28 protein-coding genes and 4 pseudogenes are annotated in these 25,388 nt (G+C 64.0%); 17 read left to right on the plus strand and 15 right to left on the minus strand.

The window, feature by feature from the left end:
• Positions 1-12: 12 nt before the first annotated feature.
• The 7 genes from OZ671_RS26070 (at position 13) to OZ671_RS26105 (ending at position 6,542) form a co-directional block, all read left to right on the plus strand.
• A complete protein-coding gene (locus OZ671_RS26070; protein ID WP_268863418.1) occupies positions 13-486 on the plus strand; it encodes a hypothetical protein in 474 nt (157 codons plus the stop codon).
• On the plus strand, positions 483-1,382 hold the full coding sequence (locus OZ671_RS26075; RefSeq protein WP_268863419.1) for a DUF7007 domain-containing protein: 900 nt from the start codon (positions 483-485) through the stop codon (positions 1,380-1,382). Before OZ671_RS26070 ends, OZ671_RS26075 begins: the two co-directional genes overlap by 4 nt.
• A gap of 956 nt (positions 1,383-2,338) precedes the next feature.
• On the plus strand, positions 2,339-2,926 hold the full coding sequence (locus OZ671_RS26085; RefSeq protein ID WP_268863420.1) for a hypothetical protein: 588 nt from the start codon (positions 2,339-2,341) through the stop codon (positions 2,924-2,926).
• Positions 2,927-3,286: 360 nt separating this feature from the next.
• Positions 3,287-4,213, plus strand: a complete 927-nt coding sequence (locus OZ671_RS26090) for an ArdC family protein (RefSeq protein WP_268863421.1) — start codon at positions 3,287-3,289, stop codon at positions 4,211-4,213.
• Complete coding sequence (locus OZ671_RS26095) at positions 4,213-5,154, plus strand: hypothetical protein (protein ID WP_268863422.1); 942 nt, start codon at positions 4,213-4,215, stop codon at positions 5,152-5,154. The genes OZ671_RS26090 and OZ671_RS26095 overlap by 1 nt, the downstream gene beginning before the upstream one ends.
• A gap of 234 nt (positions 5,155-5,388) precedes the next feature.
• Positions 5,389-5,553, plus strand: coding sequence for a hypothetical protein (locus OZ671_RS26100; protein WP_268863423.1), 165 nt, complete (start codon positions 5,389-5,391; stop codon positions 5,551-5,553).
• Between the two features lie 677 nt (positions 5,554-6,230).
• The gene (locus OZ671_RS26105; RefSeq protein WP_268863424.1) at positions 6,231-6,542 is read left to right on the plus strand and encodes a DUF736 domain-containing protein; all 312 of its coding nucleotides are present in this window, start codon (positions 6,231-6,233) and stop codon (positions 6,540-6,542) included.
• A gap of 77 nt (positions 6,543-6,619) precedes the next feature.
• On the opposite strand, the gene OZ671_RS26110 is transcribed toward OZ671_RS26105, so the two are convergent.
• Positions 6,620-6,895 (minus strand): WGR domain-containing protein, encoded by a 276-nt coding sequence (locus tag OZ671_RS26110; RefSeq protein ID WP_268863425.1) that lies wholly within the window; start codon positions 6,893-6,895, stop codon positions 6,620-6,622.
• A gap of 432 nt (positions 6,896-7,327) precedes the next feature.
• Here OZ671_RS26110 and OZ671_RS26115 point away from each other — a divergent pair, with 432 nt between their 5' ends.
• Positions 7,328-7,630 carry a PilZ domain-containing protein gene (locus OZ671_RS26115; RefSeq protein WP_268863426.1) on the plus strand — a complete coding sequence of 101 codons (303 nt, stop codon included), beginning with the start codon at positions 7,328-7,330 and terminating at the stop codon, positions 7,628-7,630.
• Between the two features lie 455 nt (positions 7,631-8,085).
• Here the strand turns inward: OZ671_RS26115 and OZ671_RS26120 are convergent, their stop codons facing one another.
• A complete protein-coding gene (locus OZ671_RS26120; protein WP_268863427.1) occupies positions 8,086-8,472 on the minus strand; it encodes a hypothetical protein in 387 nt (128 codons plus the stop codon).
• Between the two features lie 419 nt (positions 8,473-8,891).
• Positions 8,892-9,089, minus strand: coding sequence for a hypothetical protein (locus OZ671_RS26125; protein ID WP_268863428.1), 198 nt, complete (start codon positions 9,087-9,089; stop codon positions 8,892-8,894).
• Between the two features lie 427 nt (positions 9,090-9,516).
• Here OZ671_RS26125 and OZ671_RS26130 point away from each other — a divergent pair.
• Positions 9,517-9,875: pseudogene (locus tag OZ671_RS26130) on the plus strand (DDE-type integrase/transposase/recombinase); the annotation flags it as partial.
• On the opposite strand, the pseudogene OZ671_RS26135 reads toward OZ671_RS26130, so the two are convergent.
• Both OZ671_RS26135 and OZ671_RS26140 read right to left on the minus strand, forming a co-directional pair.
• A pseudogene (locus OZ671_RS26135) lies at positions 9,872-10,320 on the minus strand (helix-turn-helix domain-containing protein); the annotation flags it as partial. The pseudogenes OZ671_RS26130 and OZ671_RS26135 sit on opposite strands and share 4 nt — an antisense overlap.
• A gap of 65 nt (positions 10,321-10,385) precedes the next feature.
• A complete protein-coding gene (locus OZ671_RS26140) occupies positions 10,386-11,366 on the minus strand; it encodes a GlxA family transcriptional regulator (RefSeq protein WP_268863429.1) in 981 nt (326 codons plus the stop codon).
• Between the two features lie 234 nt (positions 11,367-11,600).
• On the opposite strand from OZ671_RS26140, the gene OZ671_RS26145 reads away from it, so the two are divergent.
• The 3 genes and pseudogenes from OZ671_RS26145 (at position 11,601) to OZ671_RS26155 (ending at position 13,720) form a co-directional block, all read left to right on the plus strand.
• Positions 11,601-11,894, plus strand: a complete 294-nt coding sequence (locus OZ671_RS26145; RefSeq protein ID WP_268863447.1) for a putative quinol monooxygenase — start codon at positions 11,601-11,603, stop codon at positions 11,892-11,894.
• A gap of 201 nt (positions 11,895-12,095) precedes the next feature.
• Positions 12,096-13,067: pseudogene (locus OZ671_RS26150) on the plus strand (helicase-related protein); the annotation flags it as partial.
• 341 nt (positions 13,068-13,408) lie between these two features.
• Complete coding sequence (locus OZ671_RS26155) at positions 13,409-13,720, plus strand: DUF736 domain-containing protein (RefSeq protein WP_268863430.1); 312 nt, start codon at positions 13,409-13,411, stop codon at positions 13,718-13,720.
• A 78-nt stretch (positions 13,721-13,798) separates the two neighbouring features.
• Here the strand turns inward: OZ671_RS26155 and OZ671_RS26160 are convergent, their stop codons facing one another.
• The 3 genes from OZ671_RS26160 to OZ671_RS26170 form a co-directional block, all read right to left on the minus strand.
• Positions 13,799-14,083 carry a WGR domain-containing protein gene (locus OZ671_RS26160; protein WP_268863431.1) on the minus strand — a complete coding sequence of 95 codons (285 nt, stop codon included), beginning with the start codon at positions 14,081-14,083 and terminating at the stop codon, positions 13,799-13,801.
• 536 nt (positions 14,084-14,619) lie between these two features.
• The gene (locus OZ671_RS26165) at positions 14,620-14,967 is read right to left on the minus strand and encodes a hypothetical protein (RefSeq protein WP_268863432.1); all 348 of its coding nucleotides are present in this window, start codon (positions 14,965-14,967) and stop codon (positions 14,620-14,622) included.
• A complete protein-coding gene (locus tag OZ671_RS26170) occupies positions 14,954-15,682 on the minus strand; it encodes a ParA family protein (protein WP_268863433.1) in 729 nt (242 codons plus the stop codon). Before OZ671_RS26170 ends, OZ671_RS26165 begins: the two co-directional genes overlap by 14 nt.
• 315 nt (positions 15,683-15,997) lie before the next feature.
• Here OZ671_RS26170 and OZ671_RS26175 point away from each other — a divergent pair, with 315 nt between their 5' ends.
• From OZ671_RS26175 to OZ671_RS26185, 3 genes and pseudogenes are all read left to right on the plus strand, one after another.
• On the plus strand, positions 15,998-16,360 hold the full coding sequence (locus OZ671_RS26175; RefSeq protein ID WP_268863434.1) for a hypothetical protein: 363 nt from the start codon (positions 15,998-16,000) through the stop codon (positions 16,358-16,360).
• The gene (locus tag OZ671_RS26180) at positions 16,357-18,666 is read left to right on the plus strand and encodes a relaxase/mobilization nuclease domain-containing protein (RefSeq protein WP_268863435.1); all 2,310 of its coding nucleotides are present in this window, start codon (positions 16,357-16,359) and stop codon (positions 18,664-18,666) included. Before OZ671_RS26175 ends, OZ671_RS26180 begins: the two co-directional genes overlap by 4 nt.
• Positions 18,667-18,786: 120 nt before the next feature.
• Positions 18,787-19,003 (plus strand): annotated as a pseudogene (locus tag OZ671_RS26185) (damage-inducible protein); the annotation flags it as partial.
• Positions 19,004-19,217: 214 nt separating this feature from the next.
• Here the strand turns inward: OZ671_RS26185 and OZ671_RS26190 are convergent.
• The 3 genes from OZ671_RS26190 to OZ671_RS26200 all read right to left on the minus strand — a co-directional run bounded on the left by OZ671_RS26190 (position 19,218) and on the right by OZ671_RS26200 (position 21,252).
• Positions 19,218-19,511: a hypothetical protein gene (locus OZ671_RS26190; RefSeq protein ID WP_268863436.1), complete on the minus strand. Its 294-nt coding sequence runs from the start codon at positions 19,509-19,511 to the stop codon at positions 19,218-19,220.
• A 57-nt stretch (positions 19,512-19,568) separates the two neighbouring features.
• On the minus strand, positions 19,569-20,231 hold the full coding sequence (locus OZ671_RS26195; protein WP_268863437.1) for a class I SAM-dependent methyltransferase: 663 nt from the start codon (positions 20,229-20,231) through the stop codon (positions 19,569-19,571).
• 73 nt (positions 20,232-20,304) lie between these two features.
• Positions 20,305-21,252: a Bug family tripartite tricarboxylate transporter substrate binding protein gene (locus OZ671_RS26200; protein ID WP_268863438.1), complete on the minus strand. Its 948-nt coding sequence runs from the start codon at positions 21,250-21,252 to the stop codon at positions 20,305-20,307.
• A 125-nt stretch (positions 21,253-21,377) separates the two neighbouring features.
• Here OZ671_RS26200 and OZ671_RS26205 point away from each other — a divergent pair, with 125 nt between their 5' ends.
• A complete protein-coding gene (locus OZ671_RS26205) occupies positions 21,378-22,319 on the plus strand; it encodes a LysR family transcriptional regulator (RefSeq protein WP_268863439.1) in 942 nt (313 codons plus the stop codon).
• A 40-nt stretch (positions 22,320-22,359) separates the two neighbouring features.
• On the opposite strand, the gene OZ671_RS26210 is transcribed toward OZ671_RS26205, so the two are convergent.
• The 4 genes from OZ671_RS26210 to OZ671_RS26225 all read right to left on the minus strand — a co-directional run bounded on the left by OZ671_RS26210 (position 22,360) and on the right by OZ671_RS26225 (position 24,574).
• On the minus strand, positions 22,360-22,653 hold the full coding sequence (locus tag OZ671_RS26210) for a hypothetical protein (RefSeq protein ID WP_268863440.1): 294 nt from the start codon (positions 22,651-22,653) through the stop codon (positions 22,360-22,362).
• A 30-nt stretch (positions 22,654-22,683) separates the two neighbouring features.
• The gene (locus OZ671_RS26215) at positions 22,684-22,977 is read right to left on the minus strand and encodes a hypothetical protein (protein WP_268863441.1); all 294 of its coding nucleotides are present in this window, start codon (positions 22,975-22,977) and stop codon (positions 22,684-22,686) included.
• A gap of 67 nt (positions 22,978-23,044) precedes the next feature.
• A complete protein-coding gene (locus OZ671_RS26220) occupies positions 23,045-24,022 on the minus strand; it encodes a Bug family tripartite tricarboxylate transporter substrate binding protein (RefSeq protein WP_268863442.1) in 978 nt (325 codons plus the stop codon).
• A 15-nt stretch (positions 24,023-24,037) separates the two neighbouring features.
• A complete protein-coding gene (locus tag OZ671_RS26225) occupies positions 24,038-24,574 on the minus strand; it encodes a MarR family winged helix-turn-helix transcriptional regulator (RefSeq protein ID WP_268863443.1) in 537 nt (178 codons plus the stop codon).
• 244 nt (positions 24,575-24,818) lie between these two features.
• On the opposite strand from OZ671_RS26225, the gene OZ671_RS26230 reads away from it, so the two are divergent.
• Positions 24,819-25,361, plus strand: coding sequence for an AAA family ATPase (locus tag OZ671_RS26230; RefSeq protein ID WP_328286401.1), 543 nt, complete (start codon positions 24,819-24,821; stop codon positions 25,359-25,361).
• Positions 25,362-25,388 lie beyond the last annotated feature (27 nt).

Raw genomic sequence — 25,388 nt, forward strand, 5'->3', positions numbered from 1 at the left:
ACGGAGGACATGATGTCCGCGCACCTGATCTACGACACAGCACCCATCGGCGCCTTGGTGGCCTGGTCCGCCGGGACCCCGCAGCCGCCGGCCCGTTTCATGCGGAAGCTCTCGGCCTGGCAGACCAACAACAGCCGAGGCCGCCTTGTCCGGAAGGAGGGCGAGCGCGGCATGGGCAATGTCACGCTGTCGGCGAGCTTCACCTTGCACGAGGCGGATCACGGCGACGGCGGCGTCATCGCAGTCCGCGTGTACCGGACGTTCTCGCTGGCCTCGACGTTGCGCTTCGCGATCCTCGAGCGCCCGGCCCTCTGGTCTGTGCGGGTCTTCGACGGTCCCGGCGAGGGCGCCGAGCTCGTCCACCTTGCGCCCGACCGCCAGGCGGCCGAGGAATGGTTGAGCCGGCACGGCTATCCTCGCGCCGTGCTCGTGGAGGTATCGGCGGACGAGGTCGGAGCCGATATCGTCGAGGGGAGGGCGGCATGAGCGCCTCCGTCCCCAACCGCTCGGTCGCTATCTCGCAGCACGACGACCCCCCGGATATTCCGGGGGCGACGTTCGGCCGAACCGCTGACGGGCTGCTCGTCGCCCGTGTCGGGGATCTCGTCTTCGCCATGGCGCGAGGCCGGGTTGGCCACTTCCTCGTCAGCGCATGGCGAGTCCAGCGGCCGCTTGAGCAGTTGAAGCGGGATGATTTCTATTCGCATCACGGTGACGTCGCCGACGAGGCAGCGTTTCGGGCGTGCATTTGCGAGCAGGCCGAGCATAGCCGCGAGCTGAAGTCGCTCTCGCGGGAGGTGACGCGCACATCCTGCAGCACGCCATGGGGGCTATCCCAGACCGGCACGATTCACGCCGACGGCATCGTCGAGCATTCCACCGCCGCACATGGCGGCTTCCATCTCTCGGTGGATCGGAACGCGCAGGTTCATCCCATGCTGCGCAGCGACGGCGGCTGGTACGAAGAGGATTCCGCCTGGGCCATCGTTGCGATCACCTTCCCGGACCTCTTCACAGGCTATGAGCGGCGCTGCGCCGAGCGCACGATGAAAGACGGGTGGCCGGATGCCTGGGAGACGATCTTCGGCACAGTTCTCGGCCCCGGCGAATCCTACGAGAAGGACCGCATTGCCTTCGAGAAGCGGCACGCCGCCGACTGGATCGTCGTCGCGGGCATCAACTCCAGCCATCACGCGGGCTTCGTCGAATGCGTGGCGAAGATCGGTGGCCGACGCGGCGCGGGGACGGAGGAGCTGCGCTTTCTCGTGCCGTCCGGCGAATACGTGGTCGGGCGCTTCGGCTTTGTCATCGATCCGGATCGGCACCGGGTCTATGATGGACCATCCGACGTTGTCGGCTGGCAGTTGGGGAGGCGGACATGATCGCCTCTACGCAGCGCCGGTCGCTCCTTCACCGGATGGAGGAGGCCCGTCGGCAGACGCAGCGTCAGCTCGACATGATCGACCGGCAGATCACGCGGCGCATGACCGCGCTGATCCCGCAGCTTGGCCGGAAGCGCTCCGGATACCGGCGCGGCGCCGGACCCGAGCCGATTTCTGGAGCGCTACCGTGCGTCGCTGGCGGCGCTTCGGTCCGAGCGCCAGCCGGAGATCGACGCGCTCTCGCGGAAGCTCGCCCGGCAGGATCGCGCCATTGCCGAGCTGAGCGGACGGCTCGCAATCATGGGGGAAGGGCGACGACGCCCACCCATTCCCCTCGGCGTTACCGCTGCGGAGCCTGCACCATGAGGTTCCGCTGTCGCAGATGCGGCCTGAGCTGGCCGGACCATCCTGTGACCCGGGTCGCCTGCCCAACGTGTCGTGCTGTGCCGGGCGCCTGGTGCCGCCGTCCATCCGGGTATCGCGCGGCGGAGCTTCATGTCGATCGCGAGCACGCCGCACTCGCCATAGGCGTTCTGCAGACGTGTCGGCCCTTCGGGAGACCACTTATCGGAGGGTGAGTTTCCCGGAGCCGGGCCGGCCTTGGGGGCGGCTCGCCCGGGTCATGGGCCTTCCTGTCCATCGGCTTCGGTGCCGTCGCACGGGCGCCTGCCGGTCTTCCTTCGGGTTTGGCGCGCTCGTAAACCGGCGGCCGGCCCTTTCCAAGGCCGCTACGCGCCGCGTTGCGGCCGGAGCCGCCGATCTCGGCACAGCGGGCCCGCGTCAAGCGCGAGGGCCGGTCGGCCCTGCTTGTGCGCAAACCCGCTCCGCTCGATCTGGCAGCCCCGGACCCTGTGAAGGGCCGGTCGTGCCGCCGGTTTCTTCCGATCGCACCCGAGGGAAGGCCGGCAGGCGCCGGTCCGGACCCTCCGGGCGAACCGAAGGAAAGGACTTACCCCATGACCAAGACCACGCACGTCGCCCCCCGGCCCAGCAAGGTCGTCCAGCTCCGCAAGGGCACCACCCTCGAGATGATCAGGCTCTGCTGCCCCGACACCGCCCAGGCGACCCTCATCTCCGAGAGCTTCGGCCTTCCGGTTCTCGATGGCGAGGGCATCCGCGATAGCCACCGGATGTTAATCGTCGCGAGTGCCGAGGCTCTCAACGAAGGGCTCGGCGAGCGGGCGATGCAGATCCACCTCCAGCGTATCGTCGGCGCCTATGTCGGCTCCGCCCACGGGGCTGGCCAATTCTACAGCCGCGCGGTTTCCGAAGCCCGCGATGCGACGGCCAAGGCGGCCTGCGACGCCCGTGACGAGGATGTCGATGGCCCGGTCGGGTTCGACAGCGGCGCACAGCGCAAGCGCGAGTTCGCGGCTGACATGGCCCTTCAATCGCACGTCCTCCTCATGGCCGCCGAAGGCGCGGTGGCTGCCTACGAGCACGTGGTCGGCGAGAAGTGGAAGCCGTTCGAACGCCCGCTCGACAATCCCGGTCAGAGCGTCGACCGCAGGGCGGCCGCGGCGCAGATGGCGGCTTTCGGCTGAGCCGCTCGGGCGGGGCGTCGTCCCCGCCCGTTCTCCACCTCGATACGGCGACAGGCCGGCCCTTCGGGAGGCCGGCCTATCGTCGTGTCGGGTTGCCTGCGATATCCGACAAACCGTCGGATGGACGCGCCTCGGGAAGGCGGAATGCCGACCACGCCACGCGGCCCGTCCCGGATGGCGGTCCTGCCGGGACCTGCGGTCCGGGCAACGGCTGCGCCGTCCTTCACTGGCGTTGCGGCCCTTCCCGCCCACCGCGCAGGCGCGGCGCGCGGTCGGGTGCACGGCCCCCAGATCGTCCCGGCCGAGGACCTCCGTGACGGGGCCGCGATAGGCGCGGCCTCCGAAATGGAGGTCTGAATCATGAGAGAGAAGGAAACCGGATCGCGCACCGACATCTATGCGCGGATCACGGCTCGGATCGCGGCGGAGCTGGAGAAGGGCGTGCGCCCCTGGGTCCAGCCGTGGAATGTCGGCAATACGGCCGGCCGGATCACGCGGCCGCTGCGCCACAACGGCGAGCCCTATAGTGAGCTCAACGTCTTGTTGCTCTGGTCGGAGGCGATCGCGCGCGGCTTCACCGCGCCGACCTGGATGACATTCCGGCAGGCGCGCGAGCTCGGAGCGCATGTCCGCAAGGGCGAAACCAGCACGACCGTCATCTATGCGAGCCGCTTCACCAAGACCGAGACCGATGCCCGCGGCGATGAGGTCGAGCGCGCCATCCCGTTCCGCAAAGCCTATGGCGTCTTCAACGTCGGCCAAATCGAAGGCCTGCCGGAGCACTACTATGCGCCGCCGCTGCCCGTGCTCGATCCCATGGAGCGCATTGCGCAGGCCGATCTCTTCTTCGCACACGCAGGCGCGGTGATCCGCCATGGCGGCGTGCGGGCGTTCTATTCGCCCTCGAGCGACCACATTCAGATGCCGCCGTTCGAGGCGTTTCGCCATGCCGCCTCCTACGTCGCCGTGCTGAGTCATGAGCATATTCATTGGACGGCAGATTCCCGTCGCGTCGGGCGCGATCTCAGCCGCTACGGGAAGGACCGCACTGAACGCGCGCGCGAGGAGCTTGTCGCCGAAATCGGCTCGGCGCTGCTCTGCGCGGATCTCGGCATCGTGCCCGAGCTGGAGCCACGGCCCGACCATGCGGCCTATGTCGCGAGCTGGCTCAGGGTGCTGGCCGACGACCGGCGCGCCATCTTCCAGGCCGCGGCCCACGCACAGCGCGCCGTCGCCTTCCTGCATGGGCTCCAGCCCGGCGCAGAGACCGGGCGGGAGGCGGCCTGATGTTTTGCGCCCCGCCAGTTTCAATGGAGGGTTCATCGCCCTCTCCGATCCGCCTGCGCGCACTCTCGCTCGGTGCGGGCGTCCAGTCGACCACGATGGCTCTCCTCGCCGCTCATGGCGAGGTCGGGCCGATGCGCGACTGCGCGATCTTCGCCGACACGGGCTGGGAGCCGCGGGCGGTCTATGAGCATCTCGCCTGGCTGATGAGAGGCAATCTGTTGCCCTTCCCTGTTCACATCGTCTCGGCTGGCAACATCCGCGACGACCTGATGGCGGCCAGCAGCGGCGAGCGCTGGGCCTCGATCCCCGCCTTCACCAAGACGGTGACGCCGACTGGCTCGGACCTTCCCGTGCTCGACGAGGACGATGAAGGGGAGCTGGTCGAGATCGGCCGGCGCAGGACAGCGACGGAGATCGTATCGATCGGCATGATCCGTCGGCAATGCACGACCGAGTTCAAGATTGTCCCAATCCGCAGGAAGGTGCGAGAACTCGCTGGCCTCACGCGAAGGCGTTCGCCGCCCGTTCCCGTCGTCGAGCAGTGGATCGGCATCTCGACCGATGAGGTGGTGAGGGCAAAGCCGAGCTTCGAAGCCTGGCAGGTCAAGCGATTTCCCTTGATCGAGAAGCGGATGAGCCGGGACGATTGCCTCGCCTGGCTGCGCCGGCATGGCTATCCCAATCCGCCGAAGAGCGCCTGCATCGGATGCCCCTTCCACGATGACCGCCGCCGGCGGGCCATGCGCGATCGCGACGAGGAGGCCTGGAGCGACGCCGTTGCCGCCGACCGGGCGCTGCGCTCTGGATTGCGCGGCATCCGTGGCGAGGTCTTCCTCCATCGCTCGTGCGTGCCGCTCGACCAGGCCGACCTGTCGAATGCCGCCGACCGCGGCCAGCTCGATCTTTTCGCGAACGAATGCGAAGGGATGTACGGGCTTTAGCGTCAAGCGAGCCCGGCCCGACGGTCGAGCCAGACCGACTTTCTCCCAATGACCCTATATCATACCGGCAGTCGGGCCGCGTCAAGGACGCGCAGTGCCCCCAATTTTCTCGCCGCTGCGCGCCGACAAAATCGGCTCCCCCACGCGCCGGCGCTGCCGGTCGCTTTGTGATCCCTGACCCGTCCCTCCAACGCCCGGTCGTCTGCCTCCGTCATCTAGACGCAGGAGGTTCACATGAGAGACGTTCGCGACATCTACCAGGAAATCGCCGAGCAGCGGGCCGAGCTGATGCACTGCCCCATGACCCGCAAGGAACGCAAGGAGGCGCAGCGGCGCCTGGAGGCGGCGCTTGCGGAAGCCGAGCGCCGACTGCGCGAGTACCAGGACGAGGGGCCGTGAGGCCCCTTTTTCTTGTCGGCGACGCAGCTGTCGCGGCTTGGAGAACCTGGCGCCGGGACCTCTCATCCGGCGCCGCCCGCGGCGGACCCTCGTCGTAGGTCTTGGTGGAGCCGGGCGCGGAAGCTGACGAAGGCCTCGCCCATAAGATCCTCAACTGGGAGGGGGTTCGGCATCGAGGTCGGGAAGCGCGGTTTGCCCGGCAGCTTCGCGTGGGCGTTTGCGCCTTTGGACGACAGCTTGCTCGGCCCGATGAGCCGCCGAGGAGAGGCACTGCCGCAGGACCGATCTCCATGGATGTTCGCGGACCGCGAATCCTGTGCCGAAGACATGGGGGAAGGGGATGCACGCTCCTGTGCTGCCTTGTCGGCGGTGAGGCCGATGCGGGGATGCGCATGTCGTCATTCCCAGACGTGTTTTGCGAAAGCCACCCCCATCGCGAACCGATGGACTTGGTCTGGCCGAGGGACGAGCGCGCTGCGCACGCACTCGATCTTGTCCCCGCAACGTCCTGCGCCGACTTTTTTCCGCCGCCTTCGGCTTTGCATCGCCAAACAAAAAAGCCGTCTCCGGCCGCCCTCCACTGCGTTCCGGCCCTCCGGGTGCGGGTCGATCGCCCCCGACCTCACGACCGCCATCGGGTCGCGATGGGCGCGGCCCGGAAAACAAGGAATGAGACAATGGCCAACATCGGCACCTTCACCTCCACGGGCACCGGCTTCCAAGGCTCGATCCGCACCCTCACCCTCAACGTCAAGGCCCGCCTGGTCCGCATCGAGAACCCCTCGGACAAGGGTCCCCACTTCCGCATCTTCGCCGCGGCGAATGTCGAGCTCGGCGCGGCCTGGCAGAAGGTCTCCAATGAGGGGCGCGACTACCTCTCGGTGAAGCTCGACGACCCGTCCTTCCCCGCTCCGATCTACGCCACCCTGGTCGAGGTCGAGGGCGAGGACGGCCTCCAGCTGATCTGGTCCCGGCCGAACCGGGACTGACCCGCCTGACGAGGGGGCTCCGCCGCGACGCGGAGCCTTCGCCTTGCCTATGACGGAGCTTAGATCGGCGGACGCGCTCAGCCGCCCGCCTCGCCGCCGGCGTCACGATAGCCGCGCCGCCTCTTGCCGCGCCCGAGGCGGCCGAGTGCAGTTGTGGCATCATCATGATGATCGAAGGTCTGCATCATCGACTGGCCGCACGTCCCTATGCGTCTCCCATGGCGAATGACCGAGGCTCCGCCGAACAGGGTCGGCTGGAGCGATAGCGCATAGAACCGATGCATGTTCCGGCCGGGATCGATACGGTGCAGGTGGAGGGGGTCTGCTTTCTTCCCGGCCATGACCGGAGTCATGCTTCCTCTGGAAGCGTCGTCAAACATATTTCCTGAATCGATCAGTCCCGATCGATTCATTCTCGCGATAGACACCAGCGACAAGTTTGGCGCTGGCCCATCCGAATGTCCGTTTCATCTCGCAGGAGGCAGACTTCGATGCCGACGCGATTGTCTCCTTCCGGTTGATGCGGCCCGGCCAAGTGCCGGGTATTGCCAGTCGCGAGCGCGGAGGAACATCACGCCTGCTTCGGAAGCGAATTGGCATCTTGTCCCTTGGTGAGATCCGGGCCAGGCGCCTGCGGCGGTCGGCTCTATTTGCTGCGCTCACGAAGCCCTATGTGGAGCGGCTCTCGGGCGGCTGATCCACGCGGCAGGGTTGACGCAATGCGGAAAGCTTTACGTAACGTTCGGAACCTATAGTTCGGACAGACCACTGCTGATGCCTGTGCCATGCCTAGATCGTGCAAATCCTCCCGTCCCGCCCCTGGCGAACGCGACAAGCGCGCTGCTCAGCGACGAGCCATCTCCTATCCCGTGGCCATCGAGACACTAGACGACGGCGGCCACCACCCCTGCATGATCCTCGACATTTCGGAAACAGGCGCCCGCCTCTCGCTGTTCAAGGCGATGGAGCCGCCTGACGAGTTCCTGCTGCGCCTGGCCGGCCACCGCGTCGCGACGCGCCTGTGCCGCGTGGTCTGGCGCGACGCCACGGCGATCGGCGTGCGCTTCGTCGAGGTGGAAGCGACTTGATTCGCGCGTGAGGCGCAGCCTCATCAAAATCTCTGCACAGGCAAAACGCCTGCATTGTTCACACGGCGCGGCGCTCGAAATTGGTGCCGGAGCAGACGGTGCCGATTCTGTCTTTTGTCCGGTTTGAGAACATCTGTATACCGAAGGGAGGGCGTAATTTTATACAGGGCGTCAAACAGGAAAGCGCTCAAGCAGATGTCTCCTGGTAACGCTAACGTCCCAGCCGCTCACGCATGACGGTTTCGATCGGCGATGGCAGACGACCGTCAATACTGTGCCGCCGTCGTACAGCCACGCCGCGTCCGACAAGCTCTCCGCCTTTCATACCGTCACGCTCGCTGAAAGGTTAGATGCTTGGGTGAAGCTGTCAGGATTGGCGCCGCGTGCGACTAACGGGAAAGGCCTTCCTGGCATTCCGAATAACGTGGATCGCGGTGCGCTCAATACTCGCCTTTTTACCGCAGCGTCTGCATGAACCGCTGATGGCTTTGGTCCATCTGCTGCATCCGTTGCTGTCCCCACTGCATCCTCTCCTGCCCCCAGCGCTGAATCGTGCCCATGCGCTCCTGGTGGGTTGAGCCCAGCGGGTTGACCCCGGACGGAGCCATGGGCCGCTGCATCGAGCCCATGGACACCATCTGCTGCACCTGCAGATATGTGCCGGTTAGCCTCTGATAGGCGCTCTGATAATAGGCGCAGGCCTGATGATTGCCGGCGACCCGACAATCATATCCGGCATTCAGCATGGCCGCGCCTTCCCTCTGGACGGCCTGGTAGGCCTGGCAGGCTTGCGGATTGCCGGCCTGGCAATATTGCCCATAGATCGCGGCAAGATGGGTCAAGGCCTGAACCACCTGCGGATCGGCGGTCTGGCGCCAATGATCGGCCCTGGCGCCGGCCGGCAGGAGGACGGCGATCGAGAAAGTTGCCGCGACGCATCGGGTTCTTGAAAGGAGCATCGTGAACTCTCCGCTGGGTGGATCTTGGCCCAGCCTACGCTCATTTACGCATGTTCGGAAACTCCTTAGCGACGATCCTCTGTCAGTCGATACGACAAACCATCTCCTGCCGAATGAGGAAACGACCAGCCCGCGGAGACGTTCAACCTCGGTCATTGAAGGTGCATATAGTGCCGAGCTCGGTCAACCAGCTCTCCTGCAGGACGTGGTCGGCGGCAACTTCCTTGCTCGGCGCAACGTGGTCCTCGTCGCCGGCAACTGGACCGCAAGACCTATCCGGGCCGGCGCACGCGGCCGCTTCGTCATTTGCACAGGACCTGAGCGATAAGCTTCCGGCCGATCTCGCCGCGCGCTTCCGGCGGCAGCGGCGGCATAGCTTGTGGCCGCAATGTCGACAGGCCTACAATGTAGATGATGAAGATGCCGACCGAGAGCAGCGACCGGCCGATGGCCCCGAGATATATGTCGCCCACGGACTGTCCGAGCTGATCGGCGAGCAAGCTACGCGAGTGCATCGAGGCTGATCCTGCAAGGCCAATGCACGTGTTGACCGAAATGGCATCGGCGATCGGCTGATTTAGTCCACACCCCACCCGACGCATGCGACGCGACGAGAGGGTCGATTGTCCCATTGGCCGAAGGGTGCAGCCACACGCGGCTGGTCGGGCCGACGCCGCTACGCCTCGCATGGCTGGGGTTGTGTGTGAAATCGGCCACCCCGCCAGTCGATGAATCAGGCCGGATCGATCAGGCCACTCACGACGAGGAGGATCATCGATGCGCGACACTCCGCGGGGCTTGTTCAGCAGATCGGAGTGGACCAACAGTCATTTTGTCCATTCAGTCACCCCAGAAGAAGCTGGGCACTCCGAAAAGATCAGGAATTCCATAATCATCCACTTGTAGGTTGTCGCCTGACCATAGCCGTACAAGAAGCTGTTCCGGCTCTACCGGGAGGAGAAGCTTCCCGTTCGCCGGCGTGATGGCCGCAAGCGGGCGATCGGGACCAGGGCGCCGATGCTGGTGCCGCTGCGTCCCGACGAGCGCTGGTCGCTCGACTTCGTGTCGGATCAGCTCACCGACGGCCGTCGCTTCCGCATCCTGGCGATCGTCGACGACTGCACTCGCGAATGCTGGCGCTGGTGGTCGACACGTCGCTTTCGGGCATGCAGGTTGCACGCGAGTTGGACAGGCTCGTCACCGATCGCGGCCGGCCGAGGATGATCGTCAGCGACAATGGCAGCGAGTTCACCTCGAACGCCATCCTCACCTGGGCCGATCAGAGGAAAAACAGCCTGTCGGGATCGAGGGCGTCCTGGTTCTCGAACCAAGCCTCGCGGGATGCCCTTACGTCCTCGCGCGCCTGCTCGGCGGCGTGGATTGCCCCTTTTTACGGGTGATGCCACGCCGGGCGAAGAAGCGGGATAGGCTGCTCGTGCTGGTCTGCAGGCCGCGCTCGGCCAAAGCGTCACGCAGTTCGCGCAGAAAGATCGCCAGCCGCGCCTCGTAGATCGTCAGGATCAGGTCGGCCTGCGCCTCGATCCGGTGCGAGGCATGATCGCCGCCCGACGGCTTGGGCGCAAGCTGTCCCCCCTGGCGAAACCGATCCGACCAGCGGCTGGCGCTGGACACGCTGACCCCAAACCGGGCTGCAGCCTGATGACACGACGCGCCCGCGGCTACGGCCGACACGACACGCTCGCGTAAATCGACCGACAAAGGTGAAGGCATCGCCATCCTCCTTCACCCCTCAAAGTCCCGACCCTCCAGCCGTCCCAAACCGCTCGGGCACGGCTCTAATCCTGCACTCCTAAATGGTTCGTCCGGCGAATTTCTGAGGCGGTGCGGCCAGTCTTACGACGTAGCAGAGTGCGGAGAGTGGCTGCATTATCATAGCCGGTGCGGGCTGCGATCTCATCCATTCCCAATTTGGTCGTTCTCAGGAGATAAGCCGCTCGTTCAACGCGCAGGCTCTGGAAATAAGACAATGGAGAGCGGCCCAGCACCATATTGATTCTGCGGGACAGAGTTCGTTCACTTGTCCCGACAAAGGCCGCGGCCTGCTTCAAGGAAAAGCCCGTATCGAGGTTTTCACGCGCCCACTTCTCGAAGAGCATCACCAGGTGGTCGGCGTGGCGCAAATGATCCGGGATGGCATAGGTGGCTTGAGGCGAGCGAGGATCGAGCATTAGGTAGCGAGCGACGGTGTCGGCCAGTTCGGGGCTCCGCTGACGAACGAACCAGAGCGCCAAATCGAAATGTGCGAGCACCGCGCCTGCGGTAACGACCCTGTCGTTACCCACCAGCGCACGGCTGTCATCGAGTGCAACGCTGGGATACCGGGCTCTAAAGAAAGGTGCGAGCCACCAACTGGTGGCGGCCTCTTGTTTGTCTAACAATCCCGTCTCGGCGAGGACGAATGTCCCCGTACAAGCAGCAGCGATAGTCGCACCATTTGCCTGCCAGGTTCGCAATAGTTCGACAGCTCGCTTTACATCGGGATGAGCAAGGGCGTCGGCAATGCCTTCCTCCGTCTTCGCTCCCAATGCCGGCACGAAGACAAAGCCGGGAGTCGGGAGGGCGTCGGCCCGAACCGTAGGGATTGCGAGGCCGTGCGCTGTACGTGTTGCGCGACGAATGCTGGAAACCGACGAGTTCAAACTTTCACGCAAGGCGGGGGGCGCCAAGTCTCGCGCCGTCGCTAAGGTGTCCTGAAACGCCGCAAGCCCAGTATCGAACACCCCATCAAGCGCTAAAATTGTCGTAGCTGTGCTCATGGCGAGAATGGTATCAGGTTTGTCAATTCTGCCAAGCGCTAGCGCTCCGCTGCGATGATAGTCTAGCGACGCGGCCGACGATGGCGCGATCAAATAGGGAAGAAAATGAGGACCATTGAAGTGTTCCTACTCACGGCGGCCCTCGTTGTCGCCACCGGCGCGACAAGCGCAATGGCGGATACCACAGGCAGCTCGAAGTCAACCTAACCACACCCAAAGATGGAGACGATGAAGATGACACATATGGGCTTATTCGTGCGGCTCAACGCCAAGCCTGGCAAAGAAGCGGCTTTGGAAAAGTTTCTGAAGGACGCGCTGCCGTTGGCACAAGCCGAAACCGGTACTCCGGTCTGGTATGCTGTAAAGTTCGGACCAAGCAGTTTCGCGATCTTTGACGCCTTTCAGAATGATGGCGACAGAACCGCACATCTCAACGGTCCGATCGCGGCAGCACTCATGCAGAACGCCGATGAGCTTCTGGCCACGCCGCCGGTCATCGAGCGCTGGGATGTCCTCGCGGTCAAGTAAGCTAGACAGAGCGGTATGTGGCATCGCTGCGACCGCTCTGCCGCCATCGTCGTGGTGAGTTTTTTCTTCCACGTAAGCGATGTCGCGCTAGAGCCGTGCCCGAGCGGTTTGGGACGGCTGGAGGGTCGGGACGTTGAGGGGTGAAGGAGGATGGCGATGCCTTCACCTTTGTCCGTCGATTTACGCGAGCGTGTCGTGTCGGAGCGCGGCCTTCACGAGTTCGACGCCTGGGCCTCGACCTTCGGCGATACCACGACGGAGCTGGAGCTTCAGCCATCCGGCAGCTACAAACCGGTCTCTCGCTTCGCCGGCTTCGTCAACGTGCCCGAGCTGATCGCGATGTTCCGCTCCTTCGCAGACGTCGTGATACCCGGGGGCCTTCGCGAGTACGTGAAGGTGCCGGCGATCGCCACCGGCAGACGCCTGATCATCGCCTCGAAGCCGACGCAGGCCTTCAAGAACTACCAGCTCCAGCTCGCCGCTCGCATCAAGGCCATCGAGGAGCGCGACCGGCCGCCGTAGCCGGGCGACGACATCCTGCTCTCCGTCATCACCGATTGGCGCCATGCCGCGATCGAGCTGCGCCTGGTCGACCCGGCGAACGACAACGAGCGCGATAACAAGCTCAACAAAATGATCGGCAACGCCTTCCGTATCTGGCAGGCGACGGCAAGCAACACCTATGTCCGGCCGGACGGCGAGCCGTTCGATCAGCCCGGCGCGGCGCAGATGATCTTTTCCGATCTCGGCACGATCAACGTCGAGGCGAGCCGTGGGTTTTCGGCCTACCGCTGGATTCGCTTGGACCTGATCCGCCTTGGCGTGCCAGCCGCCGAAATCGCCTTCATGCACGATTTCAAGCGGAGCGAGGCCAAGCAGCGCTTGTTCGGCGATGTTCGCGCCGGCAAGGTCCGCTTCCTGATCGGCTCCTCGGAAACCATGGGGACCGGCGTCAACGCGCAGCTTCGCCTGAAGGCGCTGCATCATCTCGACGTGCCCTGGCTGCCTTCCCAGATCGAACAGCGCGAGGGCCGCATTGTTCGGCAGGGCAATGCGCACGATGAGGTCGATATCTTCGCCTATGCGACGGAGGGCTCGCTAGACGCAACCATGTGGCAGAATAACGAGCGCAAGGCCCGCTTCATTGGGATGGCGCTCTCGGGCGACACCTCGAAGGGGATGCACGCTCCTGTGCTGCCTTGTCGGCGGTGAGGCCGATGCACACGCGCATGTCGTCATTCCCAGACGTGTTTTGCGAAAGCCACCCCCATCGCGAACCGCTGGACTTGGTCTGGCCGATGGACGAGCGCGCTGTGCGCGCTCTCGATCTTGTCCCCGCAACGTCCTGCGCCGACTTTTTTCCGCCGCCTTCGGCTTTGCATCGCCAAACAAAAAAGCCGCCGCCGGCCGCCCTCCACCGCATTCCGGCCCTCCCGGTGCGGGCCGATCGCCCCCGGCCTCACGACCGCCATCGGGTCGCGATGGGCGAGACCCGGAAAACAAGGAATGAGACAATGGCCAACATCGGCACCTTCATCTCCACCGGAACCGGCTTCCAGGGCTCGATCCGCACCCTCACCCTCAACGTCAAGGCCCGCCTGGTCCGCATCGAGAACCCCTCGGACAAGGGTCCCCACTTTCGCATCTTCGCCGCGGCGAATGTTGAGCTCGGCGCCGCCTGGCAAAAGGTCTCCAACGAGGGCCGCGACTACCTCTCAGTGAAGCTCGACGACCCGTCCTTCCCAGCCCCGATCTACGCCACGCTGGTCGAGGTCGAAGGCGAAGACGGTCTCCAGCTGATCTGGTCCCGGCCGATGCGGGACTGACACACTCCGACGAGAGGGCTCCGCCGCGAGGCGGGGCCTTCGCCTTGACCATGACGGGGCCGGGATCCGCGGACGCGCTCAGCCCACCGCCTCGCCGCCGGCGTTGCGATAGCCGCGCCGCCTCTTGCTGCGCTCGAGGCGGCCGAGCGCGGTCGCGGCATCATCATGATGATCGAAGGTCTGCATCATCGATTGGCCGCACGTCCCAATGCGCCCCCAGTGGCGAATAACCGAGGCTCCGCCGAACAGGGTCCGCTGGAGCGACAGTGCATAGAACCGACGCATGTTCCGGCTGGGATCGATGCGGTGGAGGTGGAGCGGGTCTGCGTCCTCTTTGGCCATGACCGGAGTGTCGCTTGCCATGAAAGCGCCGTCCAATGCAGTTCGTGAATCGATCAGCCACGACCGATTCATTCTCGCGATAGGCAGCCGCGGCAAGTTTGGCGCAGGCCCATCAGCATGGCCATTTTATCTCGCAGGAGGTGGGCTTCGATGCCGACGCGTATCTCCCTCCGGTTGATACGGCCCGGCGACAGCGCCTGGTATCGCCAGTCGCGAGCTTGGGGGAACATCATGGCTGTTTCGAAAGGGATTTGGCTTCTTGTCCAATGGCGATGATTCGGGCGAGCCGCCTGCGGCGGGCGGCTCTATTCACTGCGCTCACGAAGCCCGCACGCGGGCTTCGCCTATTCGGGTGACGATCCTCTCGCGGGACGAGGGCGCCCGGATTGACCGGGTTTCTCGTCGCGTGAGGGGTTTCCTCGGACCCGGCCGGCTGCGGTCACGGCGCCGATCGGCACCGTGGTTTCCTCTCTCTGCCGGTTCATCAGGCACCCGCCATGGCGGTGTCAACGAAGAACGATCCCCCCGCACTCCGGTGTTCCGATGACAACATCGTATCAGCCGTGCAGCTCTTCCTTTTGCGCTGCGAGAAAGTCGGCGATCAAGGTTTCGACCACGCTTTGCATCGTCGTTCGGTTTCGGGCGCAATAGACTTGGAGCTCGACCATTAGCGGCGTTGGAATGCGCGTATGCACCCGCGCCATTTGCTGATCTTTCGCCGACGCAGCCGCAATCCTCTTCCTTTCCGGTGGGGCGTGTTGAACCTGCTGCACGAGCTGCGGTGTTTCATCCACGCCTGCCTGGACGATCGCGGCCATGGTGCGGCTGAACTGGCCCACGGCCGCGGACCGCGGCTTCAGCTTCGGCAGCGCCAGCGCGCCGGCCGGTCTCTCATCCTTGCCCATCGGGCTCATTGCCTCCGTTCAGAATTCTGGTGATCTCGGCCGCGAGCGCGTTGGTCTGATCACGGGCGTCGTTGATCGCCTTGGTGCTGGCTTCGATCTCATAGAGGCTGCCGGCCGTCGCGATCGCCGCAAAGGTCGGCCGCTGCGAGAGAAACGCATCGAGGATCCGGGCCTCGGCCTGCTGCAACAGCGCGATCGATGTGCGGAACGCCATGGTGTTGTGCTCGATGCCCCCCACCATGTTGATCATGACGCCATAGGCGATCTCGCGGTGGCGGCCGCCGAGGGAGCGAATGTGCCGGATGAGGCCGAGACACTGCTTCACATCGAACACATGCGCCTTGGTCGGGACCAGCACGAAATCGGCGTTGGCGACGGCGGGGCCGAGCGCCGCCGCGGCCGTGCCCTGCACATCCACGAGGAGAATGTCATCCTCGCGCGGGCGCCCGAGTTCCTCGATCAGGATGTCAGCGGTGCCCACCGCGGTGACGGTGATATTCCGAAGGGCGAAGCCGGCGCGCCGGCTGTTGTTGCTCCACTCGACCGCCGAGAGCTGCGGATCGGTGTCGATCACCGCGACCCGATAACCCGCGGCAGCGAATTCTCCTGCCAATAGGATCGTCGCCATGGTTTTGCCCACGCCGCCCTTCGGAGACGCGATCGTGATCTGGGCGGGCCGGTGGCTCACTTCCTTCTCCCGGATGCTCTTTGTCACTTTGTGCATTGGTGCCAATGCGTTTTGGCGCATTTGAGGGAATGCGACAAGCGAACAGTATAATGAACACATTGGCACCAATGCGCTTTGGCGCCAATTCACATTGGTGAAAGGAGATGTATTGCAGTGAGTTGGAATGAGCAGAATGGGATGGATGGTGGTTCAGTTGAATTGACAAGATACGCAATCTGGGTCCAAATCGCTGAGCAGATGGCCGATGGCCACCTGGGTCGGCTGAGCCGATGAACCCCTCACCTCCAGGCGGAGCCCATGTCAGGTCAAAAGCCGGCCTCGGATCACCGCCAACGAGCGCGGGTGGATCTCACGCCCGAGGTCAGCTCCCTGCTCGATCAGGCGTCGGCCAGTTTCGGTTTGAGCCGCGCGGAGACCTTGCGGCGCATCGTCCGGGGAAGTCTTGACGTGGGGCCAGCTCTGTCGGCGGAGAACACCAAAGTGGTCGCGGCGCTGGCTTCCCAGGTGCGGATGGTCGGACGGAATCTGAGCCAATTGCTGCATGCTATTCATGGAGGGCGGGCGGTCTTGCTGGAGAGCGCACTCCCCGTTTTCGAGGTCTTGGATCAACGTATCCGCGAGCTTGACGCTGAGCTGACCGCCATGACGGTGGCGCACGGCCTGAAACTGAGACGGGCGGCCCATCTGCCCGAACTGCGGTCATGAGCATCGACCAGGCCGCGCTCCAGATATTTGCGGCGTGTCTGCGGGCGCATGCCGAAGTAGAAGAGGCCAATCGGGCACGGCGGCGACGCGCGGCGGAACTGTTCGACATTGCCAGCTGGTCTGCGAGCGCGCCGCGCGTTCGCGGCACGCGAAGCGGGAACATGGGACCGGCAGGGGAGGGGCCTCGCGAGGTTGCTACGGCGATGTTCCGGACAGCCCAGGTGTCGCCCCTGGATGCCAGCCCTGTCAGGGATGCCCTGGAGGATGCCCCTCGCGGCAAAGGCGCTCCCCGGATCGGAGGTCCGGCTACGTCGAGGCCACTGGTGCCGGGCGCAGGCGCCTCGGCCAGCTCAGCGACGAAGCTTGCTGCCGGCTACCAGCCGGCGGTGCTCAAGGTCATCTCTTATGGCCACGGCGGAGCGCGGGCGACCGCCATCGGCCAATATATCCAGCGCGACGAGGCGGCGCTGGAAACGCATGAGGGCAAGATTCTCTGCACCCATGAGGCGGTGGCCGCCGAGATGAAGGAATGGGCCAGAAGCTTCGACAAGCGGAAGGAGAGCGACGACGTCGCAACCTTCAGCCTCTCGGTGAAAGGGGAGGGCGAGGAACAGTTGGCCGCCGCGGTCGAAGTTGCCTTCTCGGGCCATCGCTATGCCTATCGGATCGACACGTCCGGGGACGGCTCGTGCTCGGCCCGAGTGGTGGCAACCATGGCCGGCCGCGCACTTGTTCAGGGCGAGAACGGCGATGAGGCCGTGAAGGAACGCTTCCATGTTGCGGCCCGCCGAGGCGCCGACGGGCGCCTCACGTTCAGCAGACCGACGAAGAGTATCATCGGCGACCGTATCGCCGGCGCGCTCGGCGTCGAGGCGGATGCGGTCAGTGTCACTCTGGTCGGCGAGCCCAGCCACGGCAAGGCGGGCGTGGTCTTCCAGCTTTCGCGGCTGGTGCACGACGGACCGGCGAGGAATGGAGACGGTGGCCTGATCGGGTCGGAGCAGCAGGTCCGGCAGGCTGCCCAGGCTTGGCACCGCAGCCTGAACTCCTTCAGTCCCCGTGACACCATGCACATGATCCTGTCGGCCAAAGCCGGGGCGGACAAGGAAGCTCTGGTGCGGGCCGCGCGCGGGTTCCTCCATGAACAGTTCGCCGATCACAAATTCGCCTTCGCCCTGCATGACGACAAGGAAGCCGACGGCCACATGCACGTCCACGCGATCGTGGCGGTCAAGGGCGAGGACGGAGAGCGATTGCGGACCGGGCCCGCGGTGCTGCGGTGCTGGCGTCATACCTATGCAGAGCATGCCGAGGCCGAGGGGCTGAAGATCGTCGCGACGGCCGCAACCTATCGCGCGTCGTCCCAGAGCTACGGGCCGCGCGACAAGGCCATCGTGGATGCCGCCGAGCGGCCGCGTGCTGGCCGGGAGGCCCGTGACCGGGCCTACGCCCAAATGAACCCGCATGTGGTCGAGAACGCCCGCGAGCGGATCCAGCGCGCCCGGCAGAATCCTATCCTCATCCCGGAGACGGGCCGAAGGCTGGCGGCCGTGAATGCCGCCCTGGAGGATTGGAGGGCGGTTGCCGGCACCGCACCCGATAGTCGGATCGCTGTGCAGTATGTTGAACGGCTGACCATGGCCGCATCGTCTGGTAGTGTCCTTTCCCGTCTGGATACTTATCGGAAAGGCATCGCCATGACTGAAGCCAGCGCCGCCGAGATGCGCGAGAACCTCAAGGACATCAACGACGCGGTGCAGGTGACCGCCGGCCTGCTCACCGGTGCGACCAGGGCGGAATTCCTGCGACGCTCGGCCGAGGCGATGGAAATGCTGGCCGTGCGGACCGATCTGAAGGCCCGGCAGGAGACTGGGGCGACGCAAATCAGCGAGGAAGAGGCACGTGCCATGATTGGCCCGCGTGCCAACGAGCTGATCGCCCGCGCGCGCGAGATCCAGGCCGCGGAAGACCGGGAAGCGCAGCGCGCCGAACAGATCCGCGACCGTGCCATCGAGCGCGAGGCGCGCAGCGATGCCGGCACTTCCCCTTCGTCCCTTCAACAGGTCGCCGACCGGGCTTTGGTCCGGCAGACCGAGACGATTGCCGCGAAGGAACGCCAGGAGGCACAGGCTGCCGCCGAAGCGGCGCGGGCGATTGCGGCTCATCCCGCCGAGCGGATTGACCCGAACCTGGTCAAGGGAGAGCGCCTGGAAGATCTGGCTCACGATCAAGCCGATCGCATCAACACAAAGCCTTTGGCGGCAGAGAAGGCTGAGACGCAGAAACCGCGTGGCCAGCGGCAATAGGCTGCCTGGTCCGTGCGAGCCAAGCGTGGCGCAGCCTTGGTAAGATGCGCGACGTCCCGGGACGCCCCAGAATGAACGGGAATGCGGCTTGGAGAGCCGGGCAAACCGCCAAGATCTGTCGCACCTGCGCTGGCACAGGCCGGGCTGCATCCCGATTGCCTGATCGAGGTCGAGGCCGGTGACGAACAGTCGCTACTGGCCTGCTTTGAAGAAGACTGCACCACGGTGGGCTAGGAGCCGTCGTCGCGGAAGCAGCGTGGCTGTCCATGACTGCGTCCAGCCGACTTCAGTTCGCGGCGGAGGGGATGGGACGATCGGCACCGCAATCCGGCGCTGGCTAAGCAAACACAGCGCATAGACTATTGTGGCAAGGTGAGAGATTGCAAAGAGGGACCAGGTCGCGCATGAGACTGCGCCTGCGTCACCCTTATCCTGGGCGATCCGTGCGATCTGAGGCAGATAGGCAAGAGCCCTGACGGCGTTTGCAGCAGTGAAGGCAGCTATCGCGAGTTCTACACCGGTCATGGTGCTAGCCTCCGTAATCTATGGCTTTAAGGATTGGTGCCATTCAGCCGTGCGATGACGCGCGCGTAGATCGTCAGGCTCTCCTCGGTCCGTCCGTCCTTGCAGGCACGTCGGGCATCCATCACCCTGAAGAAGGCATCGGCGATCTCTTGTGGCGGAAGGCTCTGTGCCTCTCCGTGTCGCTCGATGAGGGTCCAGGCTGCGAGATCGCTCGATGCGCAGGCTTGAGGGATCGCTCCGCTCGCCGCTACGCGCTCGATTGGTATTGCGATTATGACCGCGCAGATGGCCGTGCTCGTAAAACGGTGCAGCTTTCCCATGACCGAGATTCCTTCAGAATTGGGGCAAGGTGGCGCGGAGAATCTTTGAAGCCCGCGTCAGCGGCGGCGGACAATGGTCATGCCGTGAGCGATCGGCAGGAGGACCCGGTCGACGCGCTCGTCATCCCGGATCGCGCTGTTCAGCGCGCGCAGCGCAACCGTGTCCGGCTCATTATTGCCAGGGTCGGCCACGCGACCACGCCGGAGCATATTGTCGAGCACGATCAGGCCACCTGGCCGGACGAGACGCAGCGCGAGGCGGTAATACTCCGTATAGCCCGTCTTGTCGGCGTCGATGAAGGCAAGCTCGAAGCTGTCTTTCATGCCAGAGCACACCATGGCGGCGAGCGTGTCGGCGGCGGCTCCGAGCTTGAGCTCGATCTTGTCGGCGACGCCAGCGGCCTGCCAGAACGGTTGCCCGAGCGCTGTCCAGTCCTCACTGATATCGCAGGCGACCAAGCGCCCATCTGCCGGCAGGGCGAGCGCCATCGCCAGGGCGCTATACCCGGTGAATGTGCCGACCTCCAGCACGCGCCGCGCGCCGATGAGCCTGACCAGCAGGGCAAGCAGATGCCCCTGCTCGGGTGAAATCTGCATTCTCGCTTCGAGATGGGCAGCCGTCACTTCACGCAGGCGCTTCAGCATCGCGTGCTCGGACGGCTGATGTGCAAGCAGATAATTCTGGGAGCGCTCGTTGAGCGTCATGAATGTGGTAGCCATCCTGATCTCCAATCCCACCATCGGCGTCGTCAGAAGAGCGCCGTATGATCTGAGCGAAGTCCCGTAGAGGCCTTCAGTTGCTGGTGATCCGCGCCTTGGCGATCACTGGCTGCCAGGCGTTGACATAGTCTCCGACGAGGCGGCGCATCTCTGCCGGCGAAGTTGCGTGCGGCCGGGCCTGTAGTCTTCCGAAGCGCTCTCGGACTTCCGGCATCTGAAGGACGGTGCGAATCCCCGCTGCGATCGACTCGACGATGGGCTTCGGCGTCGCGGGAGGAGCCGCAATGGAGAGGAAGGTTGCGGCCTCGAAACCGGGCAGCAACTCGGCGGTCGCGGCCACTTCCGGGAATTCGGGGAGTCGTTCGCGGGCGACTGGCGCGATCAGCTTGATCTTGCCCATCCGGATGTGCTCCAGCGAAGCTGGCAGCGGGACGGCGTAAAGGTCCATATTGCCGGCCAGCATGTCGGTGATCGCCTGCATCCCGCCGCGATAAGGCACATGGGTGATCTCGACGCCGGCGCGCATCTTCATTGCCTCCAGGATGAGATGCGCCATTGAGCCGTTGCCTTGCGAGGCGAAGTTCAGGCGGCCGGGATTAGCGTAGGCATATTCGATCAGTTCGGGAAAAGTCGCGACCGGCAATGACGCGCGACTGACGATGACCGTCGGAAAAGTCGCAAGCACGCTGACCGGCTCCAGGCTCAGAGGATCGACCGCTCCCGGACTGAGAAGGTGGCTGATGAAGATATATTCTGGCGCGCAGAACAGCGTCCGGCCATCCGGCGCCGCGCGACTGATTGAGCCGGTAGCGATCGTCCCTCCAGCGCCCATGCGGCTTTCGACGATGATGGTCTGGCCGAGGAGCGGCCCAAGCTTTTCGGCGACGATGCGGCAGAGCGTATCGGCGGCTCCGCCGGCGGACGTCGGGGTGATCAGGGTGGTTGTAGGAACATTCGCCGCCTGCCCATGCGCCACACCAGCCGCTGCACATCCCAGCCCCATCACAACAAGAGATGCCATGAATCGTCTTCTTGCAGTCATCGCCTTGATCCCATGAGGAACATGAGAACAGCTTGACGAAACGAGGTGTCACCATAAAGTTCTCGTTTCGAACATCGATGTACCCTTTTCGATACGGAGCGCCGATGCGTTGGGACGATCGAACTGGACGTCGTCTCAAGCCGCGCGACCTGCATGTCTTCGCCGTCGTCGCGGCCCAGGGCAATATGAGCCGGGCCGCCGACGTGCTGGCGATTTCCCGCCCGGTCGTCTCGCGGACGATCACTGAAATGGAAGCGATGCTCGGCGTGCCGCTGTTCGACCGCAGCCCCCAGGGCGTCGAGCCGACGATCTATGGCGAGGCGTTGCTGAAGCGTAGCGTCGCAATCTTCGACGAACTGCGTCAGGGGATGGAGGACCTTGTCGCCCTTGCCGATCCGACGGCGGGCAAACTCCGTCTCGGATTTGCGGAGGTTATGGCGGCGGGTTTCGGCGCCGCCGTGCTTAACCGCCTGTCGTTGCGCCGGCCCAACCTGGCTCTGGAAACCGTGCTCGGGGATTCCGGCATGCTTGTCCAAGCCCTGCGCGAAAGGCGCTGCGAACTGGTACTTGGACGGGTTTGGGATGACGAAATCGTGGATGATCTGGACGTCGAACCATTGTTCCACGAGAGGCTTCTGGTGGTGGTGGGACAATCCAACCCTTTAGCTTCACGGCCGCCCCCTTCGCTTGCCGATCTAGTGGACGAACCATGGATTCTATCGACCCAGGAATGGAAGCCCGGCGTACCTGTCTATGAAGCCTTTGCTGCCCTCGGATGCAGTCCGCCGAAGGTGCGCATGGTGACCAATTCGATCAATCTTCGCACAAGCCTGCTTCCCGAGGGCCGCTTCATCACGGTCATGCCCAGCTCGTTGCTGCACTACGGACCTCCTCGCCCGTCACTCGCAGTTCTACCGATCACCTTGCCGCTCTGGTCTGTTCCGGCGGCGCTCATCTCCCTCAAGCACCGGACGTTGAGCCCGATGGCTCAGCAATTCGCGGCTACCGTCCGCGAAATCCTGGTGGAAAAGCCGCCCTACACATAAAGGCCGGCCGCCCCGTCGTGGTGCCGGTTCAAGCAGCGGCTCAATGCGATCGCTCGCGCCTTCGATATCGTTTCAGGATCGTCAATCCGAGGATCGCAAGACATGCGAACATATTGAGGGTGAAGATGGCCGCCATAGTCAAATCTCCAACTACCGCGAGCGCATAGGCCACCGTAGCTAGGTGTGAGACCGCAAAAAGGCTCCAGGTCGCGCATGAGACCGCCCGTGCATCACCGAGATCTCGAGCGATCCGCACGATCTGTGGCAAATAGGCAAAGACCCGAACCACATTCGATACCGCGAAGGCGGCTATCGCGATTTCTGCACCGGTCATGGTTCTGAACTCCCGACCTGTCTCGATCAGTCAGGGAGCGGCGGCGTTCAACCGGGCGATGACGCGGGAATAGATCGCCAGAGCTTCCTCAAAGCGTCCGTCATTGCAGGCGCGCCGTGCATCCATGGTTTTGAAGAAGGCATCGGCCAGTTCTTCTGCCGGCAGGCTGTGCGCTTCGCCGCGCTGTTCGATCAGCGTCACCACCTTCAAGTCCCGCGCGGCGCAGGCTTGAGCCGACACATTGCCTTCCGAAGCATGGACGATCGAGATTGAGGCTATGAGCGAACAGGCGGCCGCGACTGTGAAATGGTGCAACTTTCGCATGGTGAGGATTCCTTAGAAATTAAGCGGTCTCCCGGAGAGAGACGCCCTCAGAACGCGCGGACAATGTTCAGGTCGGCCGGATGCCGAGGTCTCGCGCGAGCCGCCGCCACCGCTCGGCCTGCTCCTGCATGTAGGCGTTGAGGGCCTCCGGGCTGCTTGTCTTGACTACCTGCCCGGCGCCGGCGAGGCGGTTCGCGATCTCCGGCTTTGCTCCGACGGAGGCGATGTCCGAAGCGATCTTGCGGCGTTGCTCTATGGAAACGTTGCGCGGGGCGAAAAACGCTATCGTTCCTTCCAATGTCAGTTCGGAATGCCCCGCCTCCTGTACGGTCGGGATGTCTGGCGCGCGCGGCGCCCGGTCGGGATTGCTGACGGCGATGAGCCGCACCTTGCCGCCTGCGACTAGTGGAAGGAGCGGCGCCAGGGGCGCCATGATGACCTGGATTCGGCTTTCCGCGAGGTCGCGAAGTGCGTCCGGCGCGCCACGATAGGAAACGAAGGCCATATCGATTTTCCGGCGCCGCATCCAGTCGGTGAACACCATGAACGGCCCGCCAGGAGCAGCGAACCAATTCATCTGACCGGGGTTCGCTTGCACGCTGCGCATCAGCTCGTCGAGGGAATGCACGGGCAGAGTGCTTGGCACTGCGATGGCAAGAAAATCGGCGGCGGCAGTCGAGACTGGTTGGGCGTCGCCGACCGGATCATACGGCACGCGCTCGCGCAGGACGGGAATGACGGTCAGAACCGTCGTTGGCGCGACGAGAAGCGCATGGCTGGTTTCGAGCGAGGCGGCCTCTCGCAAACCGTTGACGGCGAGACTGCCATCGGCGCCCGGCCTGTTTTCGGTTATGACGCTCTGCCCCCAAAGCCCCGCAAGCGCTTCGCCGAAAACGCGGGCGATGACATCCGGCGAACCGCCGGGCTGGGATGGCGTCAGGAGCTTCACGGCATGACGAGGCCATGCCGTCTCCGACGCGAAAGAGAGAGGTGGATGAGCGACCGACATGAGGAGCGGAAGAGCAAGGCGCCTGGTGATCAACATGTCGGTCTCCAAAATCTATCGTGGTTTGCGTCGCTTTCGTCGCCCCCAACCGCTCCTAGCCTCATGGGCAAGGTTCGCGGAGACGACGCGGTACAGCATGTCGACGAACAGCGGACGCTCCTCGAACGACAGTGGTTGGACGAGCTGCTCCTGCGCCCTGAGCATCGCGGGGCGGATCGTCAGCCGTAGTGCCTCGCCTTCCTCGGTGAGGCGCAGTTTTCGAGCTCGCCGGTCCTCGGGGCTCACCCGCCGTTCGATGAGCCGGTCGCTCTCGAGCACATCGACGATCTCCCCGATGGTCGTCCGGTCTATGCCCAGTGCCTCACCAAGGCGCTTCTGATCGATATCGGGCGCTTCGGCTAACTCGGCGAGGACGCTGTAGAAGGCCGGATCGAGATCGTGGTCACGCAGAACCTCCTCAATGAGGCCCAGATAGACTTGGGCCAAGCGACGCGAGAGGTGGCCGACCTTCCGGTGCTTCGGCGGAATCTCCTGCGCCGGAGCGTCTGATGAAGATGCAAGTCCATCAGCTGTGTGCGCTTTCTTGGCCAATACTCACCTTTCTGACGATCAGTTTAGCTGACTATTGCGGGCTGTCAATCATGATCGAGCCTCCGGCTGGAATCAGCCGGCGCCCCTGCCGGTAGCGTGACATGACCGGGTCGCTTTGCCGCCCTGTATTCGGCAAGGCCAGGAGCAGATGCAGAGATGATCAGCGTTGCGTCCGCCGCCATACGGATAATGTCGCATAATTTCTGATTGTGCGACTGTCGCGTGTTTCGGGATTTTTGCGACAGTGCGTAGAAGGAAAACTCATGCTTATCATATTTGGGGGACTGCCAGGTTCTGGAAAAAAGGCGCCATTGCTCAAAGTTTGGCCGACAAAATCAATGCCTTCTATTTGCGGATAGACTCCATTGAACAAGCGATACGTTCTTCCGGCATCTTGTCTCCCGACGCCGAAATCGGACCGGCTGGCTACATGGCAATTTATCGTGTCGCCGCCGACAATCTTCGCTTAGGCCATTTCGTGATAGCCGACTCGGTCAATCCCATCGAGATAACGCGCACGGCATATAGGGAGGTTGCGGAACAGGCCGGCGTCGGATTCCTTGAGGTTGAAGTCGTCTGCTCCGATGAAACGGAGCATCGGCATCGCGTGGAAACTCGTCGTTCCATGGTCGAGGGCTTGAGGCTCCCTACTTGGGAGCAGGTTGCAACACGAAGATACGAAACATGGGATCGTCCGCATCTTCGTCTCGACACGGCCAGTTTGTCTGTTGAAGAGAGTGTCGCAAAGATTCTCGCGGTAATCTCTGACGTTGCCCCCGCGATTTAATCCGGATTGAAGTTCGTTCTGGCCCAT

This window comes from Phreatobacter sp. AB_2022a, from assembly GCF_026847585.1.
Classification (GTDB): Bacteria; Pseudomonadota; Alphaproteobacteria; order Rhizobiales; family Phreatobacteraceae; genus Phreatobacter.

Excerpts from the sequence above, each read along its gene's own strand:
- OZ671_RS26070 (WP_268863418.1), top strand. The coding sequence starts at position 13 with ATGTCCGCGCACCTGATCTACGACACAGCACCCATCGGCGCCTTGGTG.
- OZ671_RS26075 (WP_268863419.1), top strand. The coding sequence starts at position 483 with ATGAGCGCCTCCGTCCCCAACCGCTCGGTCGCTATCTCGCAGCACGAC.
- OZ671_RS26115 (WP_268863426.1), top strand. The coding sequence starts at position 7,328 with ATGCCTAGATCGTGCAAATCCTCCCGTCCCGCCCCTGGCGAACGCGAC.
- OZ671_RS26100 (WP_268863423.1), top strand. The coding sequence starts at position 5,389 with ATGAGAGACGTTCGCGACATCTACCAGGAAATCGCCGAGCAGCGGGCC.
- OZ671_RS26220 (WP_268863442.1), bottom strand. The coding sequence starts at position 24,022 with ATGTTGATCACCAGGCGCCTTGCTCTTCCGCTCCTCATGTCGGTCGCT.
- OZ671_RS26180 (WP_268863435.1), top strand. The coding sequence starts at position 16,357 with ATGAGCATCGACCAGGCCGCGCTCCAGATATTTGCGGCGTGTCTGCGG.
- OZ671_RS26145 (WP_268863447.1), top strand. The coding sequence starts at position 11,601 with ATGACACATATGGGCTTATTCGTGCGGCTCAACGCCAAGCCTGGCAAA.
- OZ671_RS26190 (WP_268863436.1), bottom strand. The coding sequence starts at position 19,511 with ATGGGAAAGCTGCACCGTTTTACGAGCACGGCCATCTGCGCGGTCATA.
- OZ671_RS26105 (WP_268863424.1), top strand. The coding sequence starts at position 6,231 with ATGGCCAACATCGGCACCTTCACCTCCACGGGCACCGGCTTCCAAGGC.
- OZ671_RS26085 (WP_268863420.1), top strand. The coding sequence starts at position 2,339 with ATGACCAAGACCACGCACGTCGCCCCCCGGCCCAGCAAGGTCGTCCAG.
- OZ671_RS26165 (WP_268863432.1), bottom strand. The coding sequence starts at position 14,967 with ATGGGCAAGGATGAGAGACCGGCCGGCGCGCTGGCGCTGCCGAAGCTG.
- OZ671_RS26195 (WP_268863437.1), bottom strand. The coding sequence starts at position 20,231 with ATGGCTACCACATTCATGACGCTCAACGAGCGCTCCCAGAATTATCTG.
- OZ671_RS26140 (WP_268863429.1), bottom strand. The coding sequence starts at position 11,366 with ATGAGCACAGCTACGACAATTTTAGCGCTTGATGGGGTGTTCGATACT.
- OZ671_RS26155 (WP_268863430.1), top strand. The coding sequence starts at position 13,409 with ATGGCCAACATCGGCACCTTCATCTCCACCGGAACCGGCTTCCAGGGC.
- OZ671_RS26205 (WP_268863439.1), top strand. The coding sequence starts at position 21,378 with ATGCGTTGGGACGATCGAACTGGACGTCGTCTCAAGCCGCGCGACCTG.
- OZ671_RS26110 (WP_268863425.1), bottom strand. The coding sequence starts at position 6,895 with ATGACTCCGGTCATGGCCGGGAAGAAAGCAGACCCCCTCCACCTGCAC.
- OZ671_RS26215 (WP_268863441.1), bottom strand. The coding sequence starts at position 22,977 with ATGCGAAAGTTGCACCATTTCACAGTCGCGGCCGCCTGTTCGCTCATA.
- OZ671_RS26200 (WP_268863438.1), bottom strand. The coding sequence starts at position 21,252 with ATGGCATCTCTTGTTGTGATGGGGCTGGGATGTGCAGCGGCTGGTGTG.
- OZ671_RS26090 (WP_268863421.1), top strand. The coding sequence starts at position 3,287 with ATGAGAGAGAAGGAAACCGGATCGCGCACCGACATCTATGCGCGGATC.
- OZ671_RS26095 (WP_268863422.1), top strand. The coding sequence starts at position 4,213 with ATGTTTTGCGCCCCGCCAGTTTCAATGGAGGGTTCATCGCCCTCTCCG.
- OZ671_RS26160 (WP_268863431.1), bottom strand. The coding sequence starts at position 14,083 with ATGGCAAGCGACACTCCGGTCATGGCCAAAGAGGACGCAGACCCGCTC.
- OZ671_RS26210 (WP_268863440.1), bottom strand. The coding sequence starts at position 22,653 with ATGACCGGTGCAGAAATCGCGATAGCCGCCTTCGCGGTATCGAATGTG.